Origin of the sequence: Streptomyces sp. McG3, from assembly GCF_018619185.1 — a bacterium.
In the GTDB taxonomy this organism is placed as follows: Bacteria; Actinomycetota; Actinomycetes; order Streptomycetales; family Streptomycetaceae; genus Streptomyces.
This window is the reverse complement of record NZ_JAAXYC010000128.1, coordinates 1-21,775: the sequence shown is the minus strand read 5'-3', so window position 1 is coordinate 21,775 and position 21,775 is coordinate 1. Positions and strand designations below refer to the sequence as shown.

Sequence of the window (21,775 nt, the reverse complement as noted above, 5' to 3'; positions counted from 1 at the left end):
TCCCAGCACAGCACCCCACTCCCGCAGCATCGACGCCACCTCTCCGCTTCGCCTCGGCGCGCACGGCCCCGCACGCCCCGCAGCGGGCACTCCCCCGCGAGCCGTACAGGCCCCGCACGGGCCGTACGGATGCCGCGCGGCGGGCACGGCCCCGCACGGCCGCGCACGAGCCTCGCGGACGGCGGGCACGGCCCCGCACACGACGCCGTACGGGCATGGCGCGCACGGTAGGGGCAAACCTCACAACTCTCCAGACTTCTCCCCCTTCTCCTCCCCCGCCCTCTCCTCCACGCCACCGGCGTCCGGCAGTACCGTGTGGTCCATGCGCCCCGACACGCCTGCCGACCACACCACCGAAGCCGAGCGTCTGCTCCGCACCGCGGCGCAGTACCCCGAGGACCACGAACCGCTGATCCTCCAGGCCGCGGCCCACCTGGAACTCGCGGGCGACCGCGCCCGCGCGAGCACGCTCTACGACGACCTGCTCGGGGCCCCCGAGGCCACCGTCGACCACCCGCACCTGATCAAGTCCCTGAAGGCGGCCAACCTCTGGGAGTACGGTCACGAGGCCGAGGCCCGGGCGATCATCGACGGCATCCGCGCCGCGGGCCCGCTGGACGCGGCGCCGTGGCAGGTGGCCGCGGAGACCCTGGAGGCGCACGACGAGCTGGAGTCGGCGCACGACTTCCTCTCGACCGCGCTGACCCTGCTGCTGGCCCCCGGCGAGGAGGTCCCGTACGCCATCCAGTCCCTGCTGACCGGCCGCCACCGGGTACGCAGGCTGATGGGCCTGGACCACGACGCCTGGGACGAGCTGGCCGGCGAGCTGCACACGGCCCCGGTCCCCCTGGACGAGCTCCACGACCCCAAGCGCCTGTGGTCGCTGGGCTCCTCGGACCCGGTCGAGCTGAAGGCCGAGATCACCCGCCTCCGCGCGGAGCTGGGCACCTACCGCACGGCGCTCTCCCGCCCGTTCCCGGTCGCCGTCCTGCACTGGCCCGAGGACGAACTGCGTGAACTGCTCACCGCGTACCCGGCGTTGACCGAGGAGTACGTGGACCGCGCCACGCACCTGGACCGCCTGGAGACCGCGCTCCGGGACCTCCACGCGGCGGGCACCCCGAACCTGGGCATCGTCACGGGCACGGTCCCCTCGTACGAGGCGTTCGCCGCCTCCGAGGCCGCGTCCCCGGCCGACCCGGGCCTCCTCCCCCAGTACGCCACCACCCTCGCCGCCCGGGGCCGCGCCATCCCCTGGCCCCCGTCCCGCACGGCCGCCTGCTGGTGCGGCAGCGGGGAGGCGTACGGGCGGTGCCACGGGGAGTGATCCCCGCGTTCGACGGCTGCGGCCCGGAACCACGCACGACGGGTGCGGGGTTCCGGGCCGCGTCATGCGTGACGCTGTGGCGGATCGAGGCAGTTCACGTAAACGGTTCAGGCAACGCGTCACGTGCACTGCCCACTCCGCATCACGCATGCGGGACGGATACCTCGGGCGCCTGCACGGTCGGCCCCGCTGTCGCCGAACCGGCGGTCGAGGCAATTGCACGTCGAGAGGCCGGGTTGCACACCGTCGTCGCCACAGAAGGCCACAGCTGTTCCCTGTGGACTGCCACACCGCCACCCAAGCTGCGATCTGACCGAGCATGCTCACTCTGACCTACATCCCACGCGCCCCTGCATCAAGCTGCAAGCCTTCGCGGTTTCTGCCATCGTTGTCGCACTGACCGAGGCTTGGGCGTCCGGCGGCGAAGTGAAACCCGACAGCTGCTTGCCGTCGTCGGCTAGCCCGACGGTACTCCGGCACACCCGCGCATCATTCGCCATCTACGGCTCTGGACGGCTTAGCAGCGACCGCCCCGCTTGGAACTACCGAAACGACGCGGCTCAAGACCGAGAAAGTGTTCGATGGTGGCCGAATTGCAGTGTAGTTGGGGGCAGCCCGAGACTGTTCTCCTGGGAAGTGCTGCTGTATCGTGCCCAGTAAATGTGCTGATTGTGTGAACGCGCCGCATGAGCAGGTCCAAGTGCGGCTGCAACGGGAGTCTAGAGTGGAATCGCCGGGGGGCCGCACGCAGTTGGGCGGAGCGCTGCTATGCGCAGACGAGAAACGCTTGCCGCTCCCCACGTGGGCAGTCTGGTTTGCTGAACTAGGCGCCTGGGCTGCACAACTGGCGATGCAAGGCATCAGCGGCACCATCGCGATCTCGGTTCCCACTCGCGAGTTCGCCAGCGTCTTCGTAGGTTGCGGAGCCGTGCACGCAGCTTTCGAGCCGCAACTGGACACCTCGCCTCAAGGATCGCAGTTCGACAGCGCCATTCGGCTTGAATCGGGACGTCATGTCGTCCGTCTTATCTCCACCCAGAGCACTGCCGGATTCGTAGGAATCCTCAACGAAGCGGTCAGCAAGAATTGCCGCGAGGGTTACATAGTCGGCGGAAGTTGGATTCCCGCGGACAGATACCGGATCGATATTCTCAACTGGCCGGATAATCCTGCCGATTTTCTGGGCAAGAGCCGAATTAAAGAGCACATGGACATGCCGGCCGGCGCAGATGCTCTACTCCCCGGCGTACCTGCCGACTTCTGTGGATTCAGTGCTCTCCATTGCGCGATAGTCGGTAACAGCACGGCAATACAACAGGAGTCCGAGACTCTGATCGCAAGCTCGATAGCGACTGAGCCGGTACCGCTCAGCGCTCTGCTTCGACCCCGTGCCATCCAGGAAAAGGCGCGCCAGTTCCGCAGTGTGCTGCTGCCGGCACGAGAGGACCCAGAAGACTATCGCGAACTCGTTGCCGGGCGGAAGCCCAGGGTGGTGATCCTGGACAGCGCGGCGACGGTCTGCCGGTGGCTCGGCGCAGAGATGTCGCCGGTCACGGTCGCGCTGGTAGAACGTACGGCACCATCTGGCGAAGCGGCAGCCGACGCCCTTGAGCGCTTCCGGGCTAGGAGACTGCGGGATCTGCCTCTTCCGGCAGATCTCGCCCGCGTTCCCGCTGGTGTCGAGGTGCTTGCGTGGCAGAGCAGAGCGAGGAACCTATGACGACGCTAGAAGAGACCGACCAGGTATACGCATGCGCCGCCGACTGCGAGATCTGGGACCAGCCAGTTGAGGATCCCATTGCGCGGGCTTTCGTTTTCGCAGCAACCGCCTTCTTGCGAGGACTTGGCGAAGCTGAGGACTCTGAGCTCTGGAGATCCAGCGCTACTCTGCTGCGTCGGTGCCGGCGGTTGGTCTGTACCCTTCCGCTCCCGTTCGACCATCCGTTGCTCAAGTTCGAGGCCATTGCTTACCAAATCGACGCGGAAATATCCCGATTGAAAGGCATCGCCGATCCCGGGCACGTTGAGCGGATGCGGGCCGTAGTGCCAAGTCTTCTAGGTCTTGCCGCTGATGGCGGGGATCCGCTAGGCGACTGTACGCGGGAGTTCCTGACACTGGAGGACCCGCGAGACGGCTTCGTCGTCCTGACCGACCGAAAGTTCACCGGCGCGGTCACCGAGGCGATGGCACTGAACGGTGTTGAGGTGGCGATCGGAACCCACGCTGACCTCCTAGGACACGACATCTACGCCTCTGTCGTGATCGTTGGTCCGCCAACCTGGATCCACCAGGGTCTCCTGAACGCACCCCGGACCGAAAACCTCGCGCTTGTGCACTATGGATTTTTCCGCGAAGACCCTGAAGTAACACCGCTGCTGTTCGGACCAGTCTCCAGTACGCACGTAACGCGCCACATCACGAAGTCGGCACCGTTCCGATGCGAAGCGCCGGAATCTCCCGAAGCAGGCTGGCAGCAGGGGGAACCGGATACAGCCGGCCTACTCGTTGCCGAGGAGTGCTCTCTCAGTGAGGAAATCCGGGCTTCGTTCCCCCGGCCTTCCCCGGCAGGAGGCCGCAGGGGTGGTGCGGATCAGGTCGAAGCACACGCTGCGGTCCTCGCTGACGGCTCACATGTGTTCCTGCCTACGGACTTCGACGCCCGGGTCTTTTCGCTGCGTGCCGGAGAGCTCCCTGACGTCCAGGTAGAGCAGGTCCCCGCGTCATCGGTGGGACGCGGGGATTATCTTGCCCTGCGCAATCGCTCCCATCACCAGGACCTCGTGGACCGGGCAGACACCATCCTCGGTCCAGACGCGGCGTCTCTGCGCACCACGCAGGCCGAGTGGAAGGAGCAACTGTGGGAGCGGACCGAACAGCACCCACGGGGCATCCGAGGTGTCGCTGACGAACTCCGTAGCCGGGGAGCTGTCACCGCCAACGTGGGCTACTGGATCAGTGACTGGTGCATCAGGCCGAGGAGCAAGGCGGACTTCGCGGTGGTATTGCGCTATGTGGCGGCGGGCGCTGATCTCGACAGCGTCTGGGAACGGCTGCGGCGGATCGACAGCGCCCACCGCAGTGCCGGGCAGCGATACGCGGACGATGTTCAGCGATCGCTGAGCCCGGACAGAGTGGGGTTGCTCGTCGAGGTTGGCTGGTGCGCAGTCAGACCGACCGGGGCGGACAGCGAGACACTCGTCGCCCGCATCGACTACGTATTGTCCGACACCCTGCAGGTTCCGCTGAATGCCCTCTGTCGGCTCCGTACAACGGAAGACTTCCAATGACACGAATGATTCCACCGTCCTTCGACCCGGAGACCACAAGCCCGGGAGAACGCGAAGTCTTCGAACGTCTGCGAGATGATCCAGCCACAGAGGGATGGACCGCGCTCCACTCCCTGGGCATCGCCAGTCACCCCAGGCAGATCCAGGGCGAGGCTGACTTCGTGGTCATCGTCCCGGGCACCGGCATCATCTGCCTGGAAGTGAAGTCGCATCTGTACGTCGCCCGACTCGCAGACGGAACCTGGAAATTCGGTAAGCACCAACCAGAGGTCCGCGGCCCCTTCAGGCAGGCTGACGAGGCTAAGTACGCAATTGCCGCGCAGCTTAGGAAGGCCAATCCCCAACTGCCCTCCCTTCCCATCACTTCCGCTGTGTGCTTCACTCACGCCCGCTTTCAGGTTCCCAACCCAACCGAGTGGCACAGCTGGCAAGCGATTGATACTGTCGCCTTCCGCCGTAACCCCATCTCGGCGCTGCTGCGAGGTGTTCTGAAACGTCATCGCGAGAAACTCGCTGAAACTCCCAGCGCCCGCGCTTGGTTCTCGGGTTCGCACGTAGAACCGACTCCGGCGGTCTGTACTCGTATTGTGGATGTGCTGCGACCTTCCTTCGAGTTCGTCGAGCCGCCCAAGATCCGGCGCTACCGTCGGCGAGAAGAGGTCGAGCAGTTCACGCGCCAGCAGTATCAGCTGCTCGACATGATTTCCGAGAATCCGCGCTGCATTGTGAAGGGGGCGGCCGGTACTGGCAAGACCTTCGTCGCCTTGGAGGCTGCCCGTCGGTTCGCCGCTGATGGTGCACGGGTACTCCTCTGCTGCTACAACAACCTCCTGGGCCAATGGCTAAAGGAGGAGACGGCCGATGACAGCCTGATCACGGCAGGCACACTCCACAGCTATATGGGAAAGCAGGCACCGACGGCGCGGGAGCAGCACCAAAAAGGCGATCGCGATTTCTACACTGAAGTTCTTCCAGAGCGTGCCCTAGATTCCCTTCTTGAGGGGTATCCACCCTTTGACGCACTGGTCGTCGACGAGGCGCAGGACCTCATGTTGGACGCCTACTTGGACGTTCTCGATATGTCCGTTCGCGGAGGCCTCGGCAGTGGCAGGTGGCTTTCTTTCGGCGACTTCACTAACCAGGCAATCTACGACTCTGGGTATGCGGGGATCGGTCTGCTGAAGGACCGGACGGGCACCGGTTCCGCGTCCTTCACCCTGACGGCAAACTGCCGCAATGTCCCCTCTATCTGCCAGTACGTAGAGGAGACCTCCCGCCTGGACCCCGGCTATAGCGACACTCTCCGCGCCGAAAATGACCGCGAGGCCGTGCGGGAGTGGTGGTCTACGCCTGCCGAGCAGGACCAGCATCTTGTCAAGCACCTAGCCAGGCTTCATACCGACGGGTTCGCCCCGGACGAGATTGTTGTGCTGTCGGTCCGAGGGCATGGCAGTGCGGCAGAACTGTGCACAGACCCTCGCTGGTCCCGTCGGCTGGCCCCATTCGCCAAGCTGCGCAGTGGGGCCATCGGCTACGGAACAGTCCATGCGTTTAAGGGGCTGGATGCGTCGGCAGTGATTGTTACTGACATTGAGGAGATAAAGGATTTCCGAAGCGAGGCGCTTTTTTACATCGCCTCGTCGCGGGCGCGCGACGACCTCACCATCATCGCCCGTGACACGGCGCGCCCTGACTTCCGACGACTTGTACTGGGAGAATGACGATGGCCGAGCGTGACCGGACAGCAGGCCGCGACAAGATCACAATGGCGCTGCGGGCTGAACTGCTAGGCCCAGCGCCCGTCGGCAAGCCGCTCGACAGGTTCACCTTCGAGAAGAAGGAGGACTCCTATGGACCTTGGACTAGCGCTTCCACCGGCGAGGAGATCCTCGAACGCGATCCACTGATCCGCTACGGCGTCGGTGTCCTGTACCCCGTTGCTGGCGCGACCAGCTCCAAACTTGCAGACCAGGCCATCGTGCCTGGCCTGACTGCCGAAGATATCGGGGGACCGCAGACCGGAACGTGGGAAGGATCATCAGGGCGACTCGGAGCAACCTCTGACGACGCTGACTTCGACCTCTCCGGCGCCAACGAACGCCGGCCCACGGCTATGGGCATCTCGTTCCTCATGGCCTCAGAGCCGCAGGCTGGTCTGAAGGTCGAGGTGACCGGCGGTCGATACGAGCAGATCAGGATCGATCTGCCCAGCGGAGCCCGGCGTACATGGTGGACTCGTGTCCCAGTCAAGGCTGTGTGGCGTCTCAGCCCCGAACACTTTCAGCAGTTTCCCTTTCTCCACCGCGAGCTCATTCCCGTTGCTGACGAGTCCACCGGGATGGAAGGACTCGCACTGCGACTGACAGTAAACCTGCGACGTCACGCTGCAGGCACTTTGACTACCGTTGCCCTTGTAAACCGGTCTACGCCGGGCGCCAAGCCGGTGGACGCTGCATGTCTATTTCAGACGGACATGACAGCGACCCCCAAGAACAGCTGGATTATCCCCTACCCTGAGAGCACGGAAGCCGGAGCGCACCCTGACGATGCCTCCTTCTCCCTTCTTTACAGGGGCGAGCAGACCTACGCCGTCGGACATGGCTGTTCCGCCGACTGGGACGATCCCGATTCCGACGGACGGTCGCAATGGGCCAAGGCGGATCCGCTTCCCGAGTATGAGACGCCGAGTATTACCCCCGATATCGTTCTCGAGGACGGGACGGCACTAACCGTCTCCATGAGACAACTCGCTGGGACAGAGCCTGGCGGTATGGCCCAACTTGAACGGGTCCTGGCAGAGTACGCAGGCTGGATTGAAAAGCGCAGAGCACAAGCGGGCGGCCTGGAACCGGAGTTCCGTACGACCGCCGAGCGTCACATGGTTGAGTGCACCAGGGCTTTGGATCGCATGCACGAAGGGCTGGAGCTGGTCCGGGACCCGGACAGCGAGATCGGAAAGGCCTTTCGGCTGGCGAACGCGGCCATGTACAAACAACAGTTGCGCTCGGGCGCAGAGCTGCGCACCACGCAACTCGTCGATGGGTTGATTTGCGTCGAGGGCGAACCACCCGACGAAGCAGGCGCCGAACAGCAGGGACGCGGGGCATGGCGGGCCTTCCAAATCGCCTTCCTGCTCGCCGCAATTCCTTCCACCGCCAATCCTGCCCACCCCGACCGCTCTGTCGTCGACCTGATCTTCTTCCCTACGGGTGGGGGAAAGACCGAGGCATACCTCGGCCTCTCTGCTTTCGCAATGCTGCTGAGACGGTTGCGTAAGCCTTGCGATGCAAGCGTCACGATCCTTATGCGCTACACTCTGCGCCTTCTGACGGCCCAGCAGTTTCTGCGCGCGGCTGGGCTGATCTGCGCGCTCGAGGACCTACGCCAGCAAGAGAAGGAGCTGGGCACCGAGCGATTCTCTATCGGCATTTGGGTCGGCAGCGACTCGACTCCGAACAAGAACACCGAAGCCGTCAAAAATTTGCGCGCACTGGAACGCGAAGGACGAGATAACCCCTTCTTGCTGTTGCGATGCCCTTGGTGTGCCGCACAGATGGGGCCAGTGAAGAGTGTCAAAAACCCCAACTCGACGAAAGTTGGACAAGGCCGAACCCCGCGCCAAAAGCACAAGGAGAAGCAGAACCCTGTCGCCGGCTACGAGGAGTACCGCGGACGAGTTATTTTTCAGTGCCCGGACACGACTTGCCAGTTCTCCACGACCAACCGACCGCTTCCGGTCTACGTTGTTGACGACGATGTCTACGAGTGTCGACCGTCTCTCGTCATTGGGACGGTGGACAAGTTCGCACAACTCGCCTGGAACCCCCGTGCGCGATCCTTGTTCGGATTGGGGAAGTCTGGACAGCGCGACTACTCACCTCCAGAGCTAGTAATCCAAGACGAACTCCACCTGATCGCAGGACCCCTTGGCTCGATGACCGGATTGTACGAGGGGCTCATCGAGGAACTGTGCACCGACCGGCGCGCAGCAAATCCGGCTCCGCCGAAGATCATTGCTTCGACAGCGACTATCCGTCGCCATGAGGAGCAGATTCGCTCCTTGTACGCCCGCGACAGGGTCCTGCTCTTCCCTCCGCACGGCATCAACGCGGAGGACTCGTTCTTCGCGGTATACGCACGCGATAGTGCAGGTGAGCGCCTTCCAGGACGCAAATACATCGGAGTCCATGCGCCTGCGCTCGGATCCATGCAGACCACTCAGGTGCGCTCTTTCGCGGCACTTCTGCAGGCGGCGAAGGACGCCCCGGAAGAGGATCAGCAGGACCCCTGGTGGACGCTGATGGCCTTCTTCAACAGCCTCCGGGAGCTTGGCAATTCCCTGTCGCTAATGCAGTCAGACATCCCTGACTACCTCAAGACAATCAACAACCGTTCCAGTTCCGACCGCAGGGAGGTCAGGTACCTCAACAGAGTGGAGGAGATGACAAGCCGGCTCCGGCAAGATCAGATTCCCGAAGCAATGGAAAAGCTTGCCCAAAAGGCTAAGGGCGGCAAGGCCATCGATGTCTGCCTCGCGTCCAGCCTGATCGAAGTCGGAATCGATATTGACCGGCTTTCCCTCATGGCAGTGGTAGGCCAACCCAAGAGCACCTCCCAGTACATTCAAGTCACAGGGCGGGTCGGCCGTAAGTGGGACGAGCGGCCTGGCTTGGTTGTGACCCTCTACGGTGCCGCCAAACCGCGCGACCGAAGCCACTTCGAGCGCTTTCGCAGCTACCACCAACGGCTTTACGCGCAGGTTGAACCTACCAGCGCCACCCCCTTCGCGCCGCCGGCCCTGGACCGCGCGCTGCATGCCGTCACCGTCGCCTATATCCGGCAGACAGCCGACCAGAGTCTTCCACCGTTCCCCTTCCCTGCGGATCTCTTCGACAAGGCGGAGGAACTTCTGCGCGCTCGGGTAGCGTTTTGCGATCCCGGCGAAGAGGACCAGGTCGTCGCTGTCCTAGGCAAGCTCCGCAAGGAATGGGCCAACTGGCAGCCGACTGCATGGGGAACACCGGGAGGAACTGCTGTGCTCGGCAGCCTTATGCGTGCTGCGGGCCACTACGCGGACGGCGACGTTGAGGCAAGCACCTGGCCCACTCCCACATCCATGCGCGGCGCCGACGCCGAGTGCCGCGCCGAGATCACACAGCAGTACGCACTCGAAGGAGCCAGGCAGTGATCCGCGGCAAGGTTCGGCGCTCTCAACTCGTAGCCCCCTTCGGGCCCGGCGCCATGCAGGTCCTCGCGGATGGCACCTCTGTCATCACTGCCGGCCTCGACCACTGGTTCGTCCCAGGGGAAAGGCTGGACCAAGAGGAGTTCCGCATCCATGAATGGCGACTGGAGAGCCACCTAGGGGTGGACGCCCTCTACACCCCGCCGGACTACAGGGACAGCTTCAAGGCGAGTCGTGGCCAGTACAACACCAAGCTCCAGATCCCGGTCCTGCGCTTCCCCGCCTGGAGCTTCTGCCCTCGGTGCCGCGCTCTGACTCCTCAGCCACTGCACATTGCGGACCGGCCACGCTGTGCCGACCCCGACTGCTCCGGACAAAAGGCGTCCTGGGCGCCGTTCCTCGCCCAAGTGCCCTTCGTGGCCCTATGTGAGCGAGGCCACCTACAGGACTTCCCCTGGGTTGAATGGGTCCACAAGTCCGCTACTCCGAAATGCCGATCACCTAAGCTCAAGCTTCGGACCTCTGGCGGCGGCACCCTCGCCTCGCAGCGTGTCGTGTGCGAAACCTGCCACAAAGACCGGGGGCTAGAGGGCATCACATCAGTGGAGCGTTCCAACCAGGAGCGCGAGCAGGAGACCACATACCTCACCGCTCGCCTTGAGGACGGAACCGAGTTCTCCTGCCGAGGAGCGATGCCCTGGCTTGGTCTGGAACTGGGTAAGGGAACCTGTGGGGAACCGTTGCGCGGCAGCCTCCGAGGCGCATCCAACGTCTACTACGCCTTGGTCAAGAGTTCCATCTTCATCCCTGAGGCGTCATCGATGGGAGTGGATCCCAGCGTGCTTGAGGCTCTCGAAGAACAGACCATCGCCAGGGCTCGGGCGAACGTCCGCGATGTCCTGGAAGAGGGCGACAAACTAACCGCGAGTCGCTTGCGGCGTGCCGCGAAGAAGAACGCCTTCCGCTTGGCAAGCTTCACCGATAAGCAGATCGAGTCGGCTCTCGCCATTCTGGAAAGTCCGGCAGAAACCTCCCGCCAACTCACGACCGAGTCCGTCGGCGACCCAGCGTTGTTCCGTCATCAGGAGTACACGAGCATTCGGGACACGATCGACTCCGCCGAACTTGTTGTCAGGGAGCCGGAGGGCACCCGTGCCAAGGACGTCGGAGAGTTGATCTCGCGGGTCCGCCTCGTCGAGAAGCTGCGGGAGACCCGAGTTCTCTGGGGGTTCAACCGGATCTTCGCCGAGTCGTCCAGGCAGGACACCGCCGCCCGCGCAGCCCTTCTGCGCCGCCAGGCCTCTGAAGCCAACGAGTCGTGGCTCCCCGCCTACACCGTGCTCGGGGAGGGTATCTACCTGGAGCTCTCTCCGGATGCCCTCGCGAACTGGGAAGCCAGTCCTTTGGTGCAGAAGCGGCTGGTCCCTATGGCCCGGCAGTTCCAGTCGGTCGCTCACGAACGCCACCTCGCCCCACGAGAGGTAACGCCTCGGCTGGTCCTGCTGCACACACTCGCGCACCTGTTGATCAATCAGCTGACGTTCGAGTGCGGCTACAGCTCAGCGTCGCTCCGGGAACGCCTCTACGATTCACCTGGCACTGATGGGATGAACGGGTTTCTCATCTACACCGCCGCTGGGGACTCAGAAGGAACCCTGGGCGGGCTCGTGCGAATGGGACAACCTGAGCGCTTTGAATCGGTCTTGCGGAATGCGATCACTAATGCCCGCTGGTGCTCTTCTGACCCAGTTTGCATGGACAGCCATGGGCAGGGGCCGGATTCCTGCAATCTAGCAGCGTGCCACAGCTGCGCCTTGTTGCCCGAGACAGCTTGTGAGGAGTTCAATCGCTTTCTGGACCGCGGGCTGATCGCCGGAACTTTGGACGACCCCGGTCTAGGGTTCTTCAGTAGCCTTGAGTGAGCCAGGGATACGGATTATTCGAAGGGCTGGCAGCTAAGGCGGACCGGCAAGGAGTGAACAATGGTGCCCCAGCCAGATCCATGGACCCCTCCAGAGGGTTCATGGGCATCATCGGCCGCGCGGCGGCGGAATATGCAGGCGATCCGGAGCAGGGATACGAAACCGGAACGTCTGATCCGCAGGCTCGTTCACGCCAACGGTCTGCGCTATCGAGTGGCCACAAGGCCCTTGCCTGACCTTCGCCGGACCGCTGACATGGTCTTCCGTCCGGCGAAGGTAGCTGTCTTCATTGATGGCTGCTACTGGCACGGCTGCCCGGAGCACTACGTTTCCCCAAAGACCAACTCGGTTTACTGGTCAGAGAAAGTAGCCAGGAACGTCGCCCGGGACCGGGACACTGACAAGCAGCTCTCCGCCGCCGGCTGGCTCGTCCTGCGGTTCTGGGAGCACCAGAGCTCAGACTCCTGCGCCCTGTCGATCATCAGCGCCGTCCACGAGCGCCGGAATGACCTGCCCGGGTAGCGGCTTCTGCTGGGGCGCGCTATTCCTGGCGTCACGCTCGTCGGCCGCGCGCAGCACATCCGCGATGGCCTGGCCTACCGCGGCGGCGACAGGGGGCGGGAAGGCGTTTCCGATCTGTCGGTACTGCGCAGTCTTTCCGCCCGTGAACTCCCATTCCGCAGGGAACCCTTGGATAATTGCCGCTTGTTCCACCGTCAGCATGGGGCCGCCAGCTCCGAACAAGTCCCGGTCCTGGCTTTCCTTCTTCACGCCTTGCTCGTGGCTGTTAGCCACTCCCATACCAGAGACTCCGAGGGTTTCCCAGGCAGCCTTGGCCCTACTGGGGCCAAGGTCGGCCCCGCCGTGTTTTTTGGACCCCCCGACCAAGGTCGGAGCGATGCCCCCATCCTTCTTCTCCAGGGCGGCCTTGGATGCCTCACGCACCCATCGATTGAGGGAGTTAGTGGCGATTTCCCCAATTTCGCCGCCCATCGAAATGTACGGGGCGTAGCGCTCCTCCATGCTCTTCTCCAGAGCATCAAAAACGCTGTACACGCCGCCGGTGGGAGTGGGCCAAACAAACTTGATATCGCCGAGCACATCTGCGCGGATGGCTACAAGGACTGCACGCGGACGCAACTGAGGTACACCGAAATCACTAGCTTCCAGGACTTCCCACTCGCAGATTTCGTAGCCCATGCCAGCGAAATCTTCCTCAATTCCAGTTTCCGGCCTCTTCGCCGTGCCGCCCGCAAGGCGCGCTTCAATGTAAGTCCGATAGTCAACAAATTTTGCATCTTTGATGCCACGGACGTTTTCAATCATCACCGCTTTAGGGTGCAGCTCGTCAACCAGTTCCAGCATCCGCGGGAAGAGGTCTCGCTCATCATCCTTCCCCAGCTGCTTACCAGCATGCGAGAAGGGCGGGCAGGGCACACCCCCAGCGAGGAGGTCGAGTTCACCACGCTGCAGCTGCCGTCCGAGAAATTTAACCGGCTTTTTCAGGCTGGATCCAGGATGCCCCTCCGACGGAATGGGTCGGAAATTGTTGACGTCATCAGAAATGACATCACAATATCGCTTTTCCCAGCTCCAGTTCTGCCGGTGCCCAATATTCCATTCCAGAGTCTTCACGGCATACTTGTCGATCTCCACGAGCGCGAGATGCTTGAAGCCTGCCTGGTGGAGGCCGATGGCCTGTCCGCCGGCCCCTGCGCAGATCTCGATGGAGATGAGCGGACGAACGTTAGGGGCCACGGGCTCCTCCTGGTGCGACTGATACAGACACGCAAGTGTCGCATCCGCCAGTGACACCAGGAGTCCCCAGAAGCGAGCCCCGCCCCCTGCGACCCGTTCAGCTCTCCATCAGGTCCCGCAGGTCTTTCTTCATCTCGTCCCTGAGCACGGCAGGCAGCTGCCTGTACATGCCCCAGGCGCGGTCCACCGGCCGCAGCGGCCGGGCGTCAGCCCCCATCCACTCCAGCAGCTCACGCTTCTGCGCGAGGGGCAGCGCCTTGACCCGGGTCCACACCTGACCAGCGTCCATCTGCACGCCAGTCAGGTTCTTGACCAGCTCGTTACACCGCGCGCACTCGGTGAGGAGATCCTCAGCCCCCGCGGAGCTGCCTGAAGCGTGCGGATTGACATGCCCGAGCGTGAGCCGGGCCACCGAACCCGGTTCGCCCGGATAGGCCTCGGCCGCGCCAACCCCACACCGACGGCACCGGTGAAGATCCCGCTCAAGAACGAAGCGTCTCGTCTTCGCACTGATCTGGCGCTGTCCGGCAGCCCGGTACTCCTTCTCCCAGACCGGCGCCCCGATCTCCTCCAGAAAGAGCTGCTCCGGCTGGAGGCTGGGCTTGTCCAGGTTCGTCCTGATCACCCAGCCAGCGGGCCGGAGATCACGCATCCTGCGGTCGACCTGTTCGGTGCCAGTGATCGCGGCACGCAGCGCCGCTTTCGAGAAGACGTTCCCGACGCCTACCTCATCGCGCAACCACAGCGCCACCCGGACCCTGGCCCCCAGTGACCCGTCCCGCCAGTCCAGACCATCAGATGTCACGCACTTCCTCCATAAGAATCGAATACACGAACGAAATGTAATTCGTTCGAGTGACGAGATTACCTTGCCGCCACTTGCCGCGGCAAGTGGCGGCAAGCTCGCTTTGACCAGAGGTCCGCTCGTCACCCGAAGATCGGAACTGCATGACCACCAGGACCGCTGACCAAGGCCTGCCACCCGCCACGGCCAGCTGCATCGAGATCTGCGCCGGAGCGGGGGGACAGGCTCTGGGACTGCAACGTGCGGGCTTCGAGCACACGGATCTCGTCGAGCTGGACCCCGACGCGGCACAGACGCTCCGGCTGAACCGACCCGGCTGGCACATCACGCAGTCCGACGTCCGTAGCATCTCAGCGAGAGACCTCGCCGTGAACGGCCAGGCGGTAGGGCTTCTGGCAGCAGGAGTGCCGTGCCCGCCCTTCTCTCTCGCGGGTGAGCAGCTGGGCCCTGCGGACGAACGGGATCTGTTCCCCGACCTGCTCCGGCTCGCCGGCGAGCTTCGCCCGAGCGCGGTGATGGTGGAGAACGTCAAGGGCATCCTTCAGGCGAAGTTCGCCGCCTATCGCGCGGACGTGATCAGCGTACTGACACGCCTGGGCTACACGGCCGACTGGCGGCTCCTGCGCGCCTGCGACTACGAGGTTCCACAGTTGCGTCCCCGTGCCGTCCTGGTGGCCATGCGCCCGGAGGTGTTCAGGCGATTCCGCTGGCCCTCACCGACCAGCAGCCCCGAGACGGCGCCCGCGGTGGGCAGCGTCCTCTATGAGTCGATGGCTTCCGCCGGCTGGGAACTGGCCCGGCAGTGGGCCGACGGCGCGATGACTATCGCACCAACGATCTGCGGAGGCTCACGCAAACACGGCGGCGCTGACCTCGGCCCGTCTCGCGCCAGGAAGGCATGGGCGCAGCTCGGTGTGAACGGATCCAGCGTCGCCGATGACCCCCCGCAGCCGGGTACAGCCCTTCCCGTCCGGCTCACGGTCCGGCACATGGCCTTGCTGCAGGGGTTCCCAGATGACTGGTACTTCGCCGGCAACAAGACCTCCGTCTACCGCCAGGTCGGCAACGCCTTCCCGCCGCCCGTGGCGGAAGCGGTGGGCCGAAGCCTGGCTGCCGCCCTCGGTCAGGCGGCCACCGCTTCACGTTCCCGCATGCCCCAGAGCCCACGGCCACCAAACGATGCGCCGGGCAGCACACTCTTCCCGCCTTCCGTGATCAATCCGGGCTCAAGAGCATGAGGTGGCACGACCAGCCGGGCTGACTCCCACCTGCCACGGGACGACCGGTCATGCGGAACAGCTAGGACGCTCGCCGAAAGCCTGTCGGCCGGCCGGTCGAGAGACGCCGACATCATGATGTGGAGCGCCGCGACCACGCTTCCTGCCCGCGATGTCCAGATTTCCGTCGCCCAATGCCGAGCGGTCGGCCTGGAGGAAGCAGCAGATCAAGTGATCACAAACGCAGCCCGTCGCGACGCACAGGCGGTACTCAATATCGCGTCCGCACTCCACAACAGCGAGCAGTACGCAGACGCCGGCCTCCTGCTCGCCGCGGCGGCTCAGGAGGACCGAACGTGACTGCTCATCACCTCAAGCCGCCTCGGCTTCGTAGTGCATCTGAGCACGGCCAAGGGCGCCGTCCGGGTCTCCTCCCTGGACAGCAAGCCAATGGAGCAGGTCAGTAATGACGTCGGTAACCGTGTCGTCAAGCGCGGCAAGGTCGAGACTCGACGTACTGCTTCGCTGGCCGTACACCGACAGCACCGCGGCCACACGCCCCATGCGGCCCTCGCATCCAGCCGGCTTCAAGGAGAGCTCACACCAGATGACCTTCCCGGTTGCCGTGCGAGCTGCCCCCCAGTCGTGCGCCATCGCGGCGACGAGGTGAAGACCTCTGCCACATTCGTCACTGTCCGCACATGCCTCCGCCAAAGGCGCCGGCAGGGCGGGACTCCGGTCATGGACCTCAAGCCGGACCCGTCCCTCCCTCAGTTCAAGAACGAGCGAGGCGGCAACCCCCCGACCGACATGCTTGATGACGTTGGCCCCAAGCTCGGTAGCGACGAGTTCGGCCTCCTCCGTGACCGCTGACGCACCCCACGAGCCGAGCTGAGATCTCACCGCCCGGCGCAGCTCGGACAGCTGGGCCGGAGCCGCTTCGAACGGCACCACATACCGAGGACATGCTTCCTCGCTCTCGCAGTGGCACATGCCGACTCTCCCCTCACGCCATGACGGATATGCGCCCACCGCATCCGGACGGCGACGCTGCGTAGTATTGCAATGGCGAGTATGCCAGCGAGAAGTCTCGCCATGTAACTTCTCACGAGCCTCGATCGAGTGAATGAACCGCGCCTAACCTCGCCTGGCTTTAGCCTTGTTGCACGCCCAGACCGCGTTTTGCAGCTAGGGAAAGAGCCTTCGATGCCCGTCAGGACGACCACAACGCGTCGCCGTCAGCTCGGTGCGATGATGCGGAAGCTGCGAGCAAGTAAAGGCATGACCCTTGAGGAAGCTGGACGGCTGGTGGGCGTATCGAAGGCCACCGTCAGCCGGTACGAGACTCAGGAGGGCCCAGTGAAGTGGCCCATCGTCGACGCCCTGTGCCGGCAGTACGACGCGACGGAGGCCGAGCGGTGCACAGTCGTAGCTCTCGCCAAAGACGCGAAGCGGCAGGGGTGGTGGGGGCCGTTCCGCGATTCGATCCCAGCCGACATGAACCTCCTCCTCACACTGGAAGACGAGGCGGCGCGCGAGGACCACTTCTCCTGCATGTACGTACCAGGACTCTTGCAGACGCGGGGGTACAGCACCGCGATTCAGCAGGCCAATGAGATGCGCTTGGCCCCAGAGGAAGTCGAACGGCTCGTCGACATCCGTATGAAGCGCCAGGAGATCCTCACCCGCGACCAACCTCCCCACATCTGGGCCATCCTGGACGAGTCGGTCATCCGGCGCGTGGTCGGGTCGCCCGCGATCATGCGAGAGCAGCTCAATCACCTCCTCCGGGCGAACGAGTCGCCGGGCGTCACCCTCCAGGTCCTCCCGTTCTCCAAGGGTGCACACGCGGCGGCTCTGGGAAGCTTCGTCATCCTGGGAGGGGCGGAATCCTCGCTCGATGTCGTCTACGTAGATCTCCATGTCGGCTCTGTGTTCATGGAGAAGGATCACGAACTCGACCGCTACCGGCTCGCGTTCGACTACCTGCGCGCGCAAGCGCTGGACATGGGCGCGTCATCGGCTGTGATCGAACGCGTCTGCAAGGAGATCTGAAGAATGCCTTCCACCTCGTCCGGCGAAAGCCCGATCTGGTTCACGTCCTCACACAGCGGCGGCAATACAACTGAGTGCGTAGAAGCCGCGCGCCTCGGCGAGGCGACGGCGATACGCGACTCGAAAGCCGTGGAAGAGGGCTTTCTGCTCTTCCGGCCCACCTCGTGGGATTCCTTCGTGGCGGCCCTTCAGGATGGGTACCTTGAGGCATGAACCGTTCTTGATCACGCCATAACGGCTGATCTGCAGACCCAGCGGGTGCCCTTCGGGATGCGATGCGAGCGCGTTCCGTGCGTCTGCCCCTCCTGCCCTTACCCGCTGTCGCCCAGCTTCGCCGCAAACTCTTCGTAGGGCACCGCGTGGCGCCATGCCGCATCACGGATGACGGAGTATCGGGCGACCTCGGCCGACTCGGTGATCAACTCGACGTCCACGAGGTGGTCATCGTCGTCGAAGCGGAGCTTCGCGGCAAGCCGACTGTCGAACAGCCAGAAGTCTTCGGCCGGGAGTTGGAGACGATCGGCGTCCACTCGCCTTACGTTTCGAATGTCCTCCCCCAGACCACTATTCCGCCTCGCGTTGGTGAGGAGGTAGAGCTGCCCTGTGGTCGGCGGCTGATCAACGATCCGCACCCGTTCTACACGCCTTCCCTGCGCGGTCTGGGAACGAATCAGCTCGCAGTACGGATCCTCCACGGACCAGTCGACACTGCCGGTCTCGATGAACTGCCGGTAAGTGTCCGTGGCTTCGTCGCTGGCGAAGCGTCGCCGGGCCTCCAACCGCCAAGCCGAGTGGCGGAACGTACGGAACAGACCCTCGAACTCGTCCAGGCCGATGATCCGAGCCTGACGGGCCGCTTCCTTCGACAGTTCACGCGGGACGACCGCCGCCACCTCGCCCTCGGCCAGGCGCTGGAGCTGGGCGACATCGTCGGCAGCGGACAACGGCGGTCGTGAACGGATGGCCTCTCCACTCGCCGCGTGCTCCTGGACGGATGAGCTTCCCGTGCCAGCGCTTCCCGTGCCGCTAGGCCTCAACTGCCGTGCCATCAGAGTCTCCTCGCACCTCGTAGGGTGTTCCGCCCGCCGTTCCAAGGTCGGCCGCCGGACCGCATGAATGTCGAGGGGATCACCGGCCTCACCGCGCCGCTCACGAAACTATTCACAAATATCGGCCGCGGTCGTCGAATCGGTCACCCGACCATGAACGTCATGACCGAGCCGGCCAGGGTGCAGCGCCCCTTTCGAAGCATTCAGTGCGCGTGGAAGCCGAGCTGAACACCCACGGTAGGCAATCGATCTACCCCTTCATGCCCGCCACCTGCCGCGACCGCTCCTGGAGCTCGCGTGCGGCTCGGATCTTGCCGTATGGCGCGATGCGCTTGCGCATGGTTGTGAAGTGCTCGTCACCGCGTGCCGAGGAAAGGCCTGCGTAGTCCTCCAGGAAGGTGCCCCACGTGGTGCAAGCCTCCTCGATATGGCCGAACTCGAACTGCCGTTGAGCCATGACCGCATTGGCGTGGAGTCGCCCCTGCCTCTCCTGCTTGGGCTGCGCGCGGAGTGAGGTCTTCAGCGCTGCGATAGAGCCCGGCAGATCACGTGTCTCGTACAGAACGTGGGCCACGTGGAACTGGTAGGCGGCCTGGTCGTAGCCTCCGATCGACTGCCGCCTGGAATCGGCTTGGGACAGTGCGGACTCCGCCTCGCGCAGCCTCTCAAAGGCGGCGCGCCGGTCTCCGACCATCGAGGAGGCGTGGGCCTGCTGTCCGCGCAGGAAGGCCACCAAGCGTGGCCCTGCATCCGGTGCCACCTCGGCTGCCGAGTCGGCAAGCTCCAGGGCCCTCTGGCCGTACCGCAGATGGGATGCCTGGAGGCTCATGCCACGCAACGTACGGCAGTACGTCACGTGGTCGGATGCTTCCTGCGCGAGGCGCAACGCCTTCACGTAATACTGCTGGCCGAGACCGTGAGCCCGCTCGTACATGGCCATCCAGCCGGTGAGGTAGGTCAGGTCGGACGCGGCGGAGAGCATGTCGCGTCGAACCGCTCCGTTAGCGGAAGCGCGCAGGTACGGCGCGACGGTGTTGACGAGAAAAGCGGCGGCCATCGGACGAGCGTGTCCGGCGCCGAGCTCGTCGAGGATGTCCGCGATCCGGTCCGTCATCGTGCGGACGGTCGCCACCTCTGCCGCACCGATGCGCCCAGTCGGCCGGACCGTGCGGTCCCGCTCCTCGGCGTAGGCCTCACCTGCAAAGAGAGGGACGGCAAGGGCAGCCGAGTACAGGCTTGCTGCGAGAACGCCGCGCCGTGAGGGGTCCATGTCAGCCCTTCCGAGATCCAAGAGGGAGTCAGCGGTGCCTACGGATTCCGCCGACTGGCCGTTCGGTGAGCGGAGTCCTGCTTCGGCGTAGGTCACCGGGCGGCCGAGCTTCCGTTCGAGCACTTCGACGATCACTGGCCGGACCTGCGCTCGCGGCTGCGTACCGCTCAGCCAGTGCGAGACGGCGGACTGGTCGTACTTCAACGCCAGGCCCGCTTCTCCGGCCGTGCGGTTCACGGCGTTCGCAAGCTGCGTCCGGGACCATCCAGCCTGTTCAAGGAGGTTCTCAAGGCCTGAGTTGCGGTTGCTCCTAGGTGGCACGGGCACACCAACTCCCCGGAAATTCATGGCTTTCACGGTTACGCCTGCCTCCAACGGTACCGGGGTGAGCACGGCACGCAGTTATCTCTACACAGAACGCGATCAAAAGCGGCCATGAGCGGAGATTCCTAGTGACCGACGTGATGAAGACAGGCGCAGGCCGCCCCAAGGCGGTAGCGGCAGGCGAGGAGGCGGACACGGAGGACGAGGTGCGGCGCGTACTCGCCTTCCGGCTCGGTACGACCACCCGCGCGGAACTCGACGCCGCGGCAGTCTCCTTGCGCCGCCGGGCGGTAGCCGTTGGCGGCGCTCTGTCGGTAGGAGCGCGCGGCATGAGTGGAGCTGACCGTGGCTACCTCCTGGAGGCCACCCACCTCCTCGACAACCCTCCGGTTCCGGAAGCCCTGTCGCATGAGGTCCACTGCCATGTCCGAGCGCTGGCACGCGTTCTCCGGAAGCTCGCCGCGATGAACGATGCCGATGATGCGGGAAGGGCGACCTCGTCTCGACCTCCCCTTCTGTGCGGCCGGTACCAGGGCGAGGGCGAGGTACTGGCCGGTGAGCGAGCGGACCCGGCAGATCGGATACGTCGTCTGCCTCGCCGCCATCGGCTCGTCGATCATCGCGGCGGTGTGGTCAGGCCGGTAGCCAGGGCACCGCGCCCTTCCACGCGCCGCAGCCCTGAACAGCACACGCCATCAACCCCACAGACTCCCGCCCGGCTGTCTCCATGGACGGTCGGCAGCCGGGCGGGGCCAGGAGCACGACGGTGCGGGGACCGTATCTCCGCGACATCAGCACCGGAAGGACTCTTCCATGAACGGAAACCTCTACGCACTGCCGATCCCGCCGGCCGACGCCTTCGCCGCCTACTGCGGCGGCAACGCCGGTGGCTCCAACGAGACCTGCGTGAGCCTCGCCGCCATCCCCGGCGCGGAGGCCTCTTTCGCCCTCCGTGACAGCAAGCCCGAGGGCGCGGGCAAGGAGCTGCGCTTCACCGAGGCCGAGCTCGACGACTTCGCCACCGGGTGGGTCAGGACGAGGGGCCTGACGCTCTAACCTGGCCCCCTTCCTGAGCGCGAAGCACCACATAGTGGGCCGGGCCGGACACTCTCCGGCCCGGCCCGTCTCCCCTAGCGAAGGGCGCAGATGACCTGGTCAGGGCACTGGCACGGATACGGTCCGTGGACCGGCAGCAGAGACGCGTACGGCCAGGAGGCACTACGCCGTCCGGGTGTGGAACTGAACTCCGAGCAGACACGGGCCTTCGTCGCCTCGACGCTGCCGCCCCTGATGACCGGGCACTGGCTCATGCGGCAGAACCAGACGGCCACGGACCGCACCTGGACCCGTGTGGTGGGCGCCGTGACGTGGCTGAAGAGCACGTACGAGGCGAATCCCCCTGCCGAGAGGGACGACGGGTGCCGTGCCTACGTCGCCCTCGAAGACAAGATCGCGCACGCGATGGACTCCCTTCCCCGAGGGGTCGACGTCTGCTGGGTGCACTACACCAAGTCCCAGAGCCTGATTTCCTTCTCGGTGGTGTGCTGCCTCAACCACCACCACCCCGGTCTTCCG

Annotated in this window: 18 protein-coding genes; 12 read left to right on the top strand and 6 right to left on the bottom strand. The window is 64.5% G+C overall.

Annotated features, from left to right (window positions below):
- The first annotated feature begins 322 nt into the window (after positions 1-322).
- From HET64_RS20960 to HET64_RS20930, 7 genes are all read left to right on the top strand, one after another.
- Complete coding sequence (locus HET64_RS20960; RefSeq protein WP_215107821.1) at positions 323-1,327, top strand: SEC-C domain-containing protein; 1,005 nt, start codon at positions 323-325, stop codon at positions 1,325-1,327.
- A gap of 850 nt (positions 1,328-2,177) precedes the next feature.
- Positions 2,178-3,047 carry a hypothetical protein gene (locus tag HET64_RS20955; protein ID WP_215107820.1) on the top strand — a complete coding sequence of 290 codons (870 nt, stop codon included), beginning with the start codon at positions 2,178-2,180 and terminating at the stop codon, positions 3,045-3,047.
- Positions 3,020-4,615, top strand: a complete 1,596-nt coding sequence (locus HET64_RS20950; protein ID WP_215107818.1) for a hypothetical protein — start codon at positions 3,020-3,022, stop codon at positions 4,613-4,615. Before HET64_RS20955 ends, HET64_RS20950 begins: the two co-directional genes overlap by 28 nt.
- 5 nt (positions 4,616-4,620) lie before the next feature.
- Complete coding sequence (locus HET64_RS20945; RefSeq protein WP_215107816.1) at positions 4,621-6,336, top strand: nuclease-related domain-containing DEAD/DEAH box helicase; 1,716 nt, start codon at positions 4,621-4,623, stop codon at positions 6,334-6,336.
- Complete coding sequence (locus tag HET64_RS20940) at positions 6,333-9,803, top strand: helicase-related protein (protein WP_215107814.1); 3,471 nt, start codon at positions 6,333-6,335, stop codon at positions 9,801-9,803. Before HET64_RS20945 ends, HET64_RS20940 begins: the two co-directional genes overlap by 4 nt.
- Entirely contained in the window at positions 9,800-11,722 is a 1,923-nt protein-coding gene (drmB, locus tag HET64_RS20935) for a DUF1998 domain-containing protein (RefSeq protein ID WP_215107812.1), read from the top strand. The genes HET64_RS20940 and drmB overlap by 4 nt, the downstream gene beginning before the upstream one ends.
- 60 nt (positions 11,723-11,782) lie before the next feature.
- Positions 11,783-12,244 carry a very short patch repair endonuclease gene (locus HET64_RS20930; protein WP_215107810.1) on the top strand — a complete coding sequence of 154 codons (462 nt, stop codon included), beginning with the start codon at positions 11,783-11,785 and terminating at the stop codon, positions 12,242-12,244.
- Here the strand turns inward: HET64_RS20930 and HET64_RS20925 are convergent.
- Together HET64_RS20925 and HET64_RS20920 are read right to left on the bottom strand one after the other, a co-directional pair.
- On the bottom strand, positions 12,179-13,480 hold the full coding sequence (locus HET64_RS20925) for a DNA cytosine methyltransferase (RefSeq protein WP_215107808.1): 1,302 nt from the start codon (positions 13,478-13,480) through the stop codon (positions 12,179-12,181). The two genes, HET64_RS20930 and HET64_RS20925, sit on opposite strands and share 66 nt — an antisense overlap.
- A 97-nt stretch (positions 13,481-13,577) precedes the next feature.
- Positions 13,578-14,285 carry an HNH endonuclease gene (locus tag HET64_RS20920; protein WP_215107806.1) on the bottom strand — a complete coding sequence of 236 codons (708 nt, stop codon included), beginning with the start codon at positions 14,283-14,285 and terminating at the stop codon, positions 13,578-13,580.
- Positions 14,286-14,428: 143 nt separating this feature from the next.
- Here HET64_RS20920 and HET64_RS20915 point away from each other — a divergent pair, with 143 nt between their 5' ends.
- Positions 14,429-15,523, top strand: coding sequence for a DNA cytosine methyltransferase (locus HET64_RS20915; protein WP_215107804.1), 1,095 nt, complete (start codon positions 14,429-14,431; stop codon positions 15,521-15,523).
- A 351-nt stretch (positions 15,524-15,874) separates the two neighbouring features.
- Here HET64_RS20915 and HET64_RS20910 read toward each other — a convergent pair whose 3' ends face one another.
- Complete coding sequence (locus HET64_RS20910; protein WP_374105567.1) at positions 15,875-16,456, bottom strand: ATP-binding protein; 582 nt, start codon at positions 16,454-16,456, stop codon at positions 15,875-15,877.
- A gap of 252 nt (positions 16,457-16,708) precedes the next feature.
- On the opposite strand from HET64_RS20910, the gene HET64_RS20905 reads away from it, so the two are divergent.
- Positions 16,709-17,557, top strand: coding sequence for a helix-turn-helix transcriptional regulator (locus HET64_RS20905; protein ID WP_215107800.1), 849 nt, complete (start codon positions 16,709-16,711; stop codon positions 17,555-17,557).
- A gap of 3 nt (positions 17,558-17,560) precedes the next feature.
- Positions 17,561-17,770, top strand: coding sequence for a DUF397 domain-containing protein (locus tag HET64_RS20900; protein ID WP_215107798.1), 210 nt, complete (start codon positions 17,561-17,563; stop codon positions 17,768-17,770).
- Between the two features lie 98 nt (positions 17,771-17,868).
- Here HET64_RS20900 and HET64_RS20895 read toward each other — a convergent pair whose 3' ends face one another.
- The 3 genes from HET64_RS20895 to HET64_RS20885 form a co-directional block, all read right to left on the bottom strand.
- A complete protein-coding gene (locus HET64_RS20895) occupies positions 17,869-18,606 on the bottom strand; it encodes a DUF6879 family protein (RefSeq protein ID WP_215107796.1) in 738 nt (245 codons plus the stop codon).
- A 250-nt stretch (positions 18,607-18,856) separates the two neighbouring features.
- On the bottom strand, positions 18,857-20,224 hold the full coding sequence (locus HET64_RS20890; protein WP_215107823.1) for a hypothetical protein: 1,368 nt from the start codon (positions 20,222-20,224) through the stop codon (positions 18,857-18,859).
- Between the two features lie 101 nt (positions 20,225-20,325).
- Entirely contained in the window at positions 20,326-20,820 is a 495-nt protein-coding gene (locus tag HET64_RS20885) for a hypothetical protein (protein ID WP_215107794.1), read from the bottom strand.
- Positions 20,821-21,013: 193 nt separating this feature from the next.
- Between HET64_RS20885 and HET64_RS20880 the strand changes: the two genes are divergently transcribed.
- Together HET64_RS20880 and HET64_RS20875 are read left to right on the top strand one after the other, a co-directional pair.
- Complete coding sequence (locus HET64_RS20880) at positions 21,014-21,256, top strand: DUF397 domain-containing protein (RefSeq protein WP_215107791.1); 243 nt, start codon at positions 21,014-21,016, stop codon at positions 21,254-21,256.
- A 177-nt stretch (positions 21,257-21,433) separates the two neighbouring features.
- Positions 21,434-21,775: hypothetical protein (locus HET64_RS20875; protein ID WP_308370255.1), on the top strand; the 342-nt coding region annotated here is incomplete at its 3' end.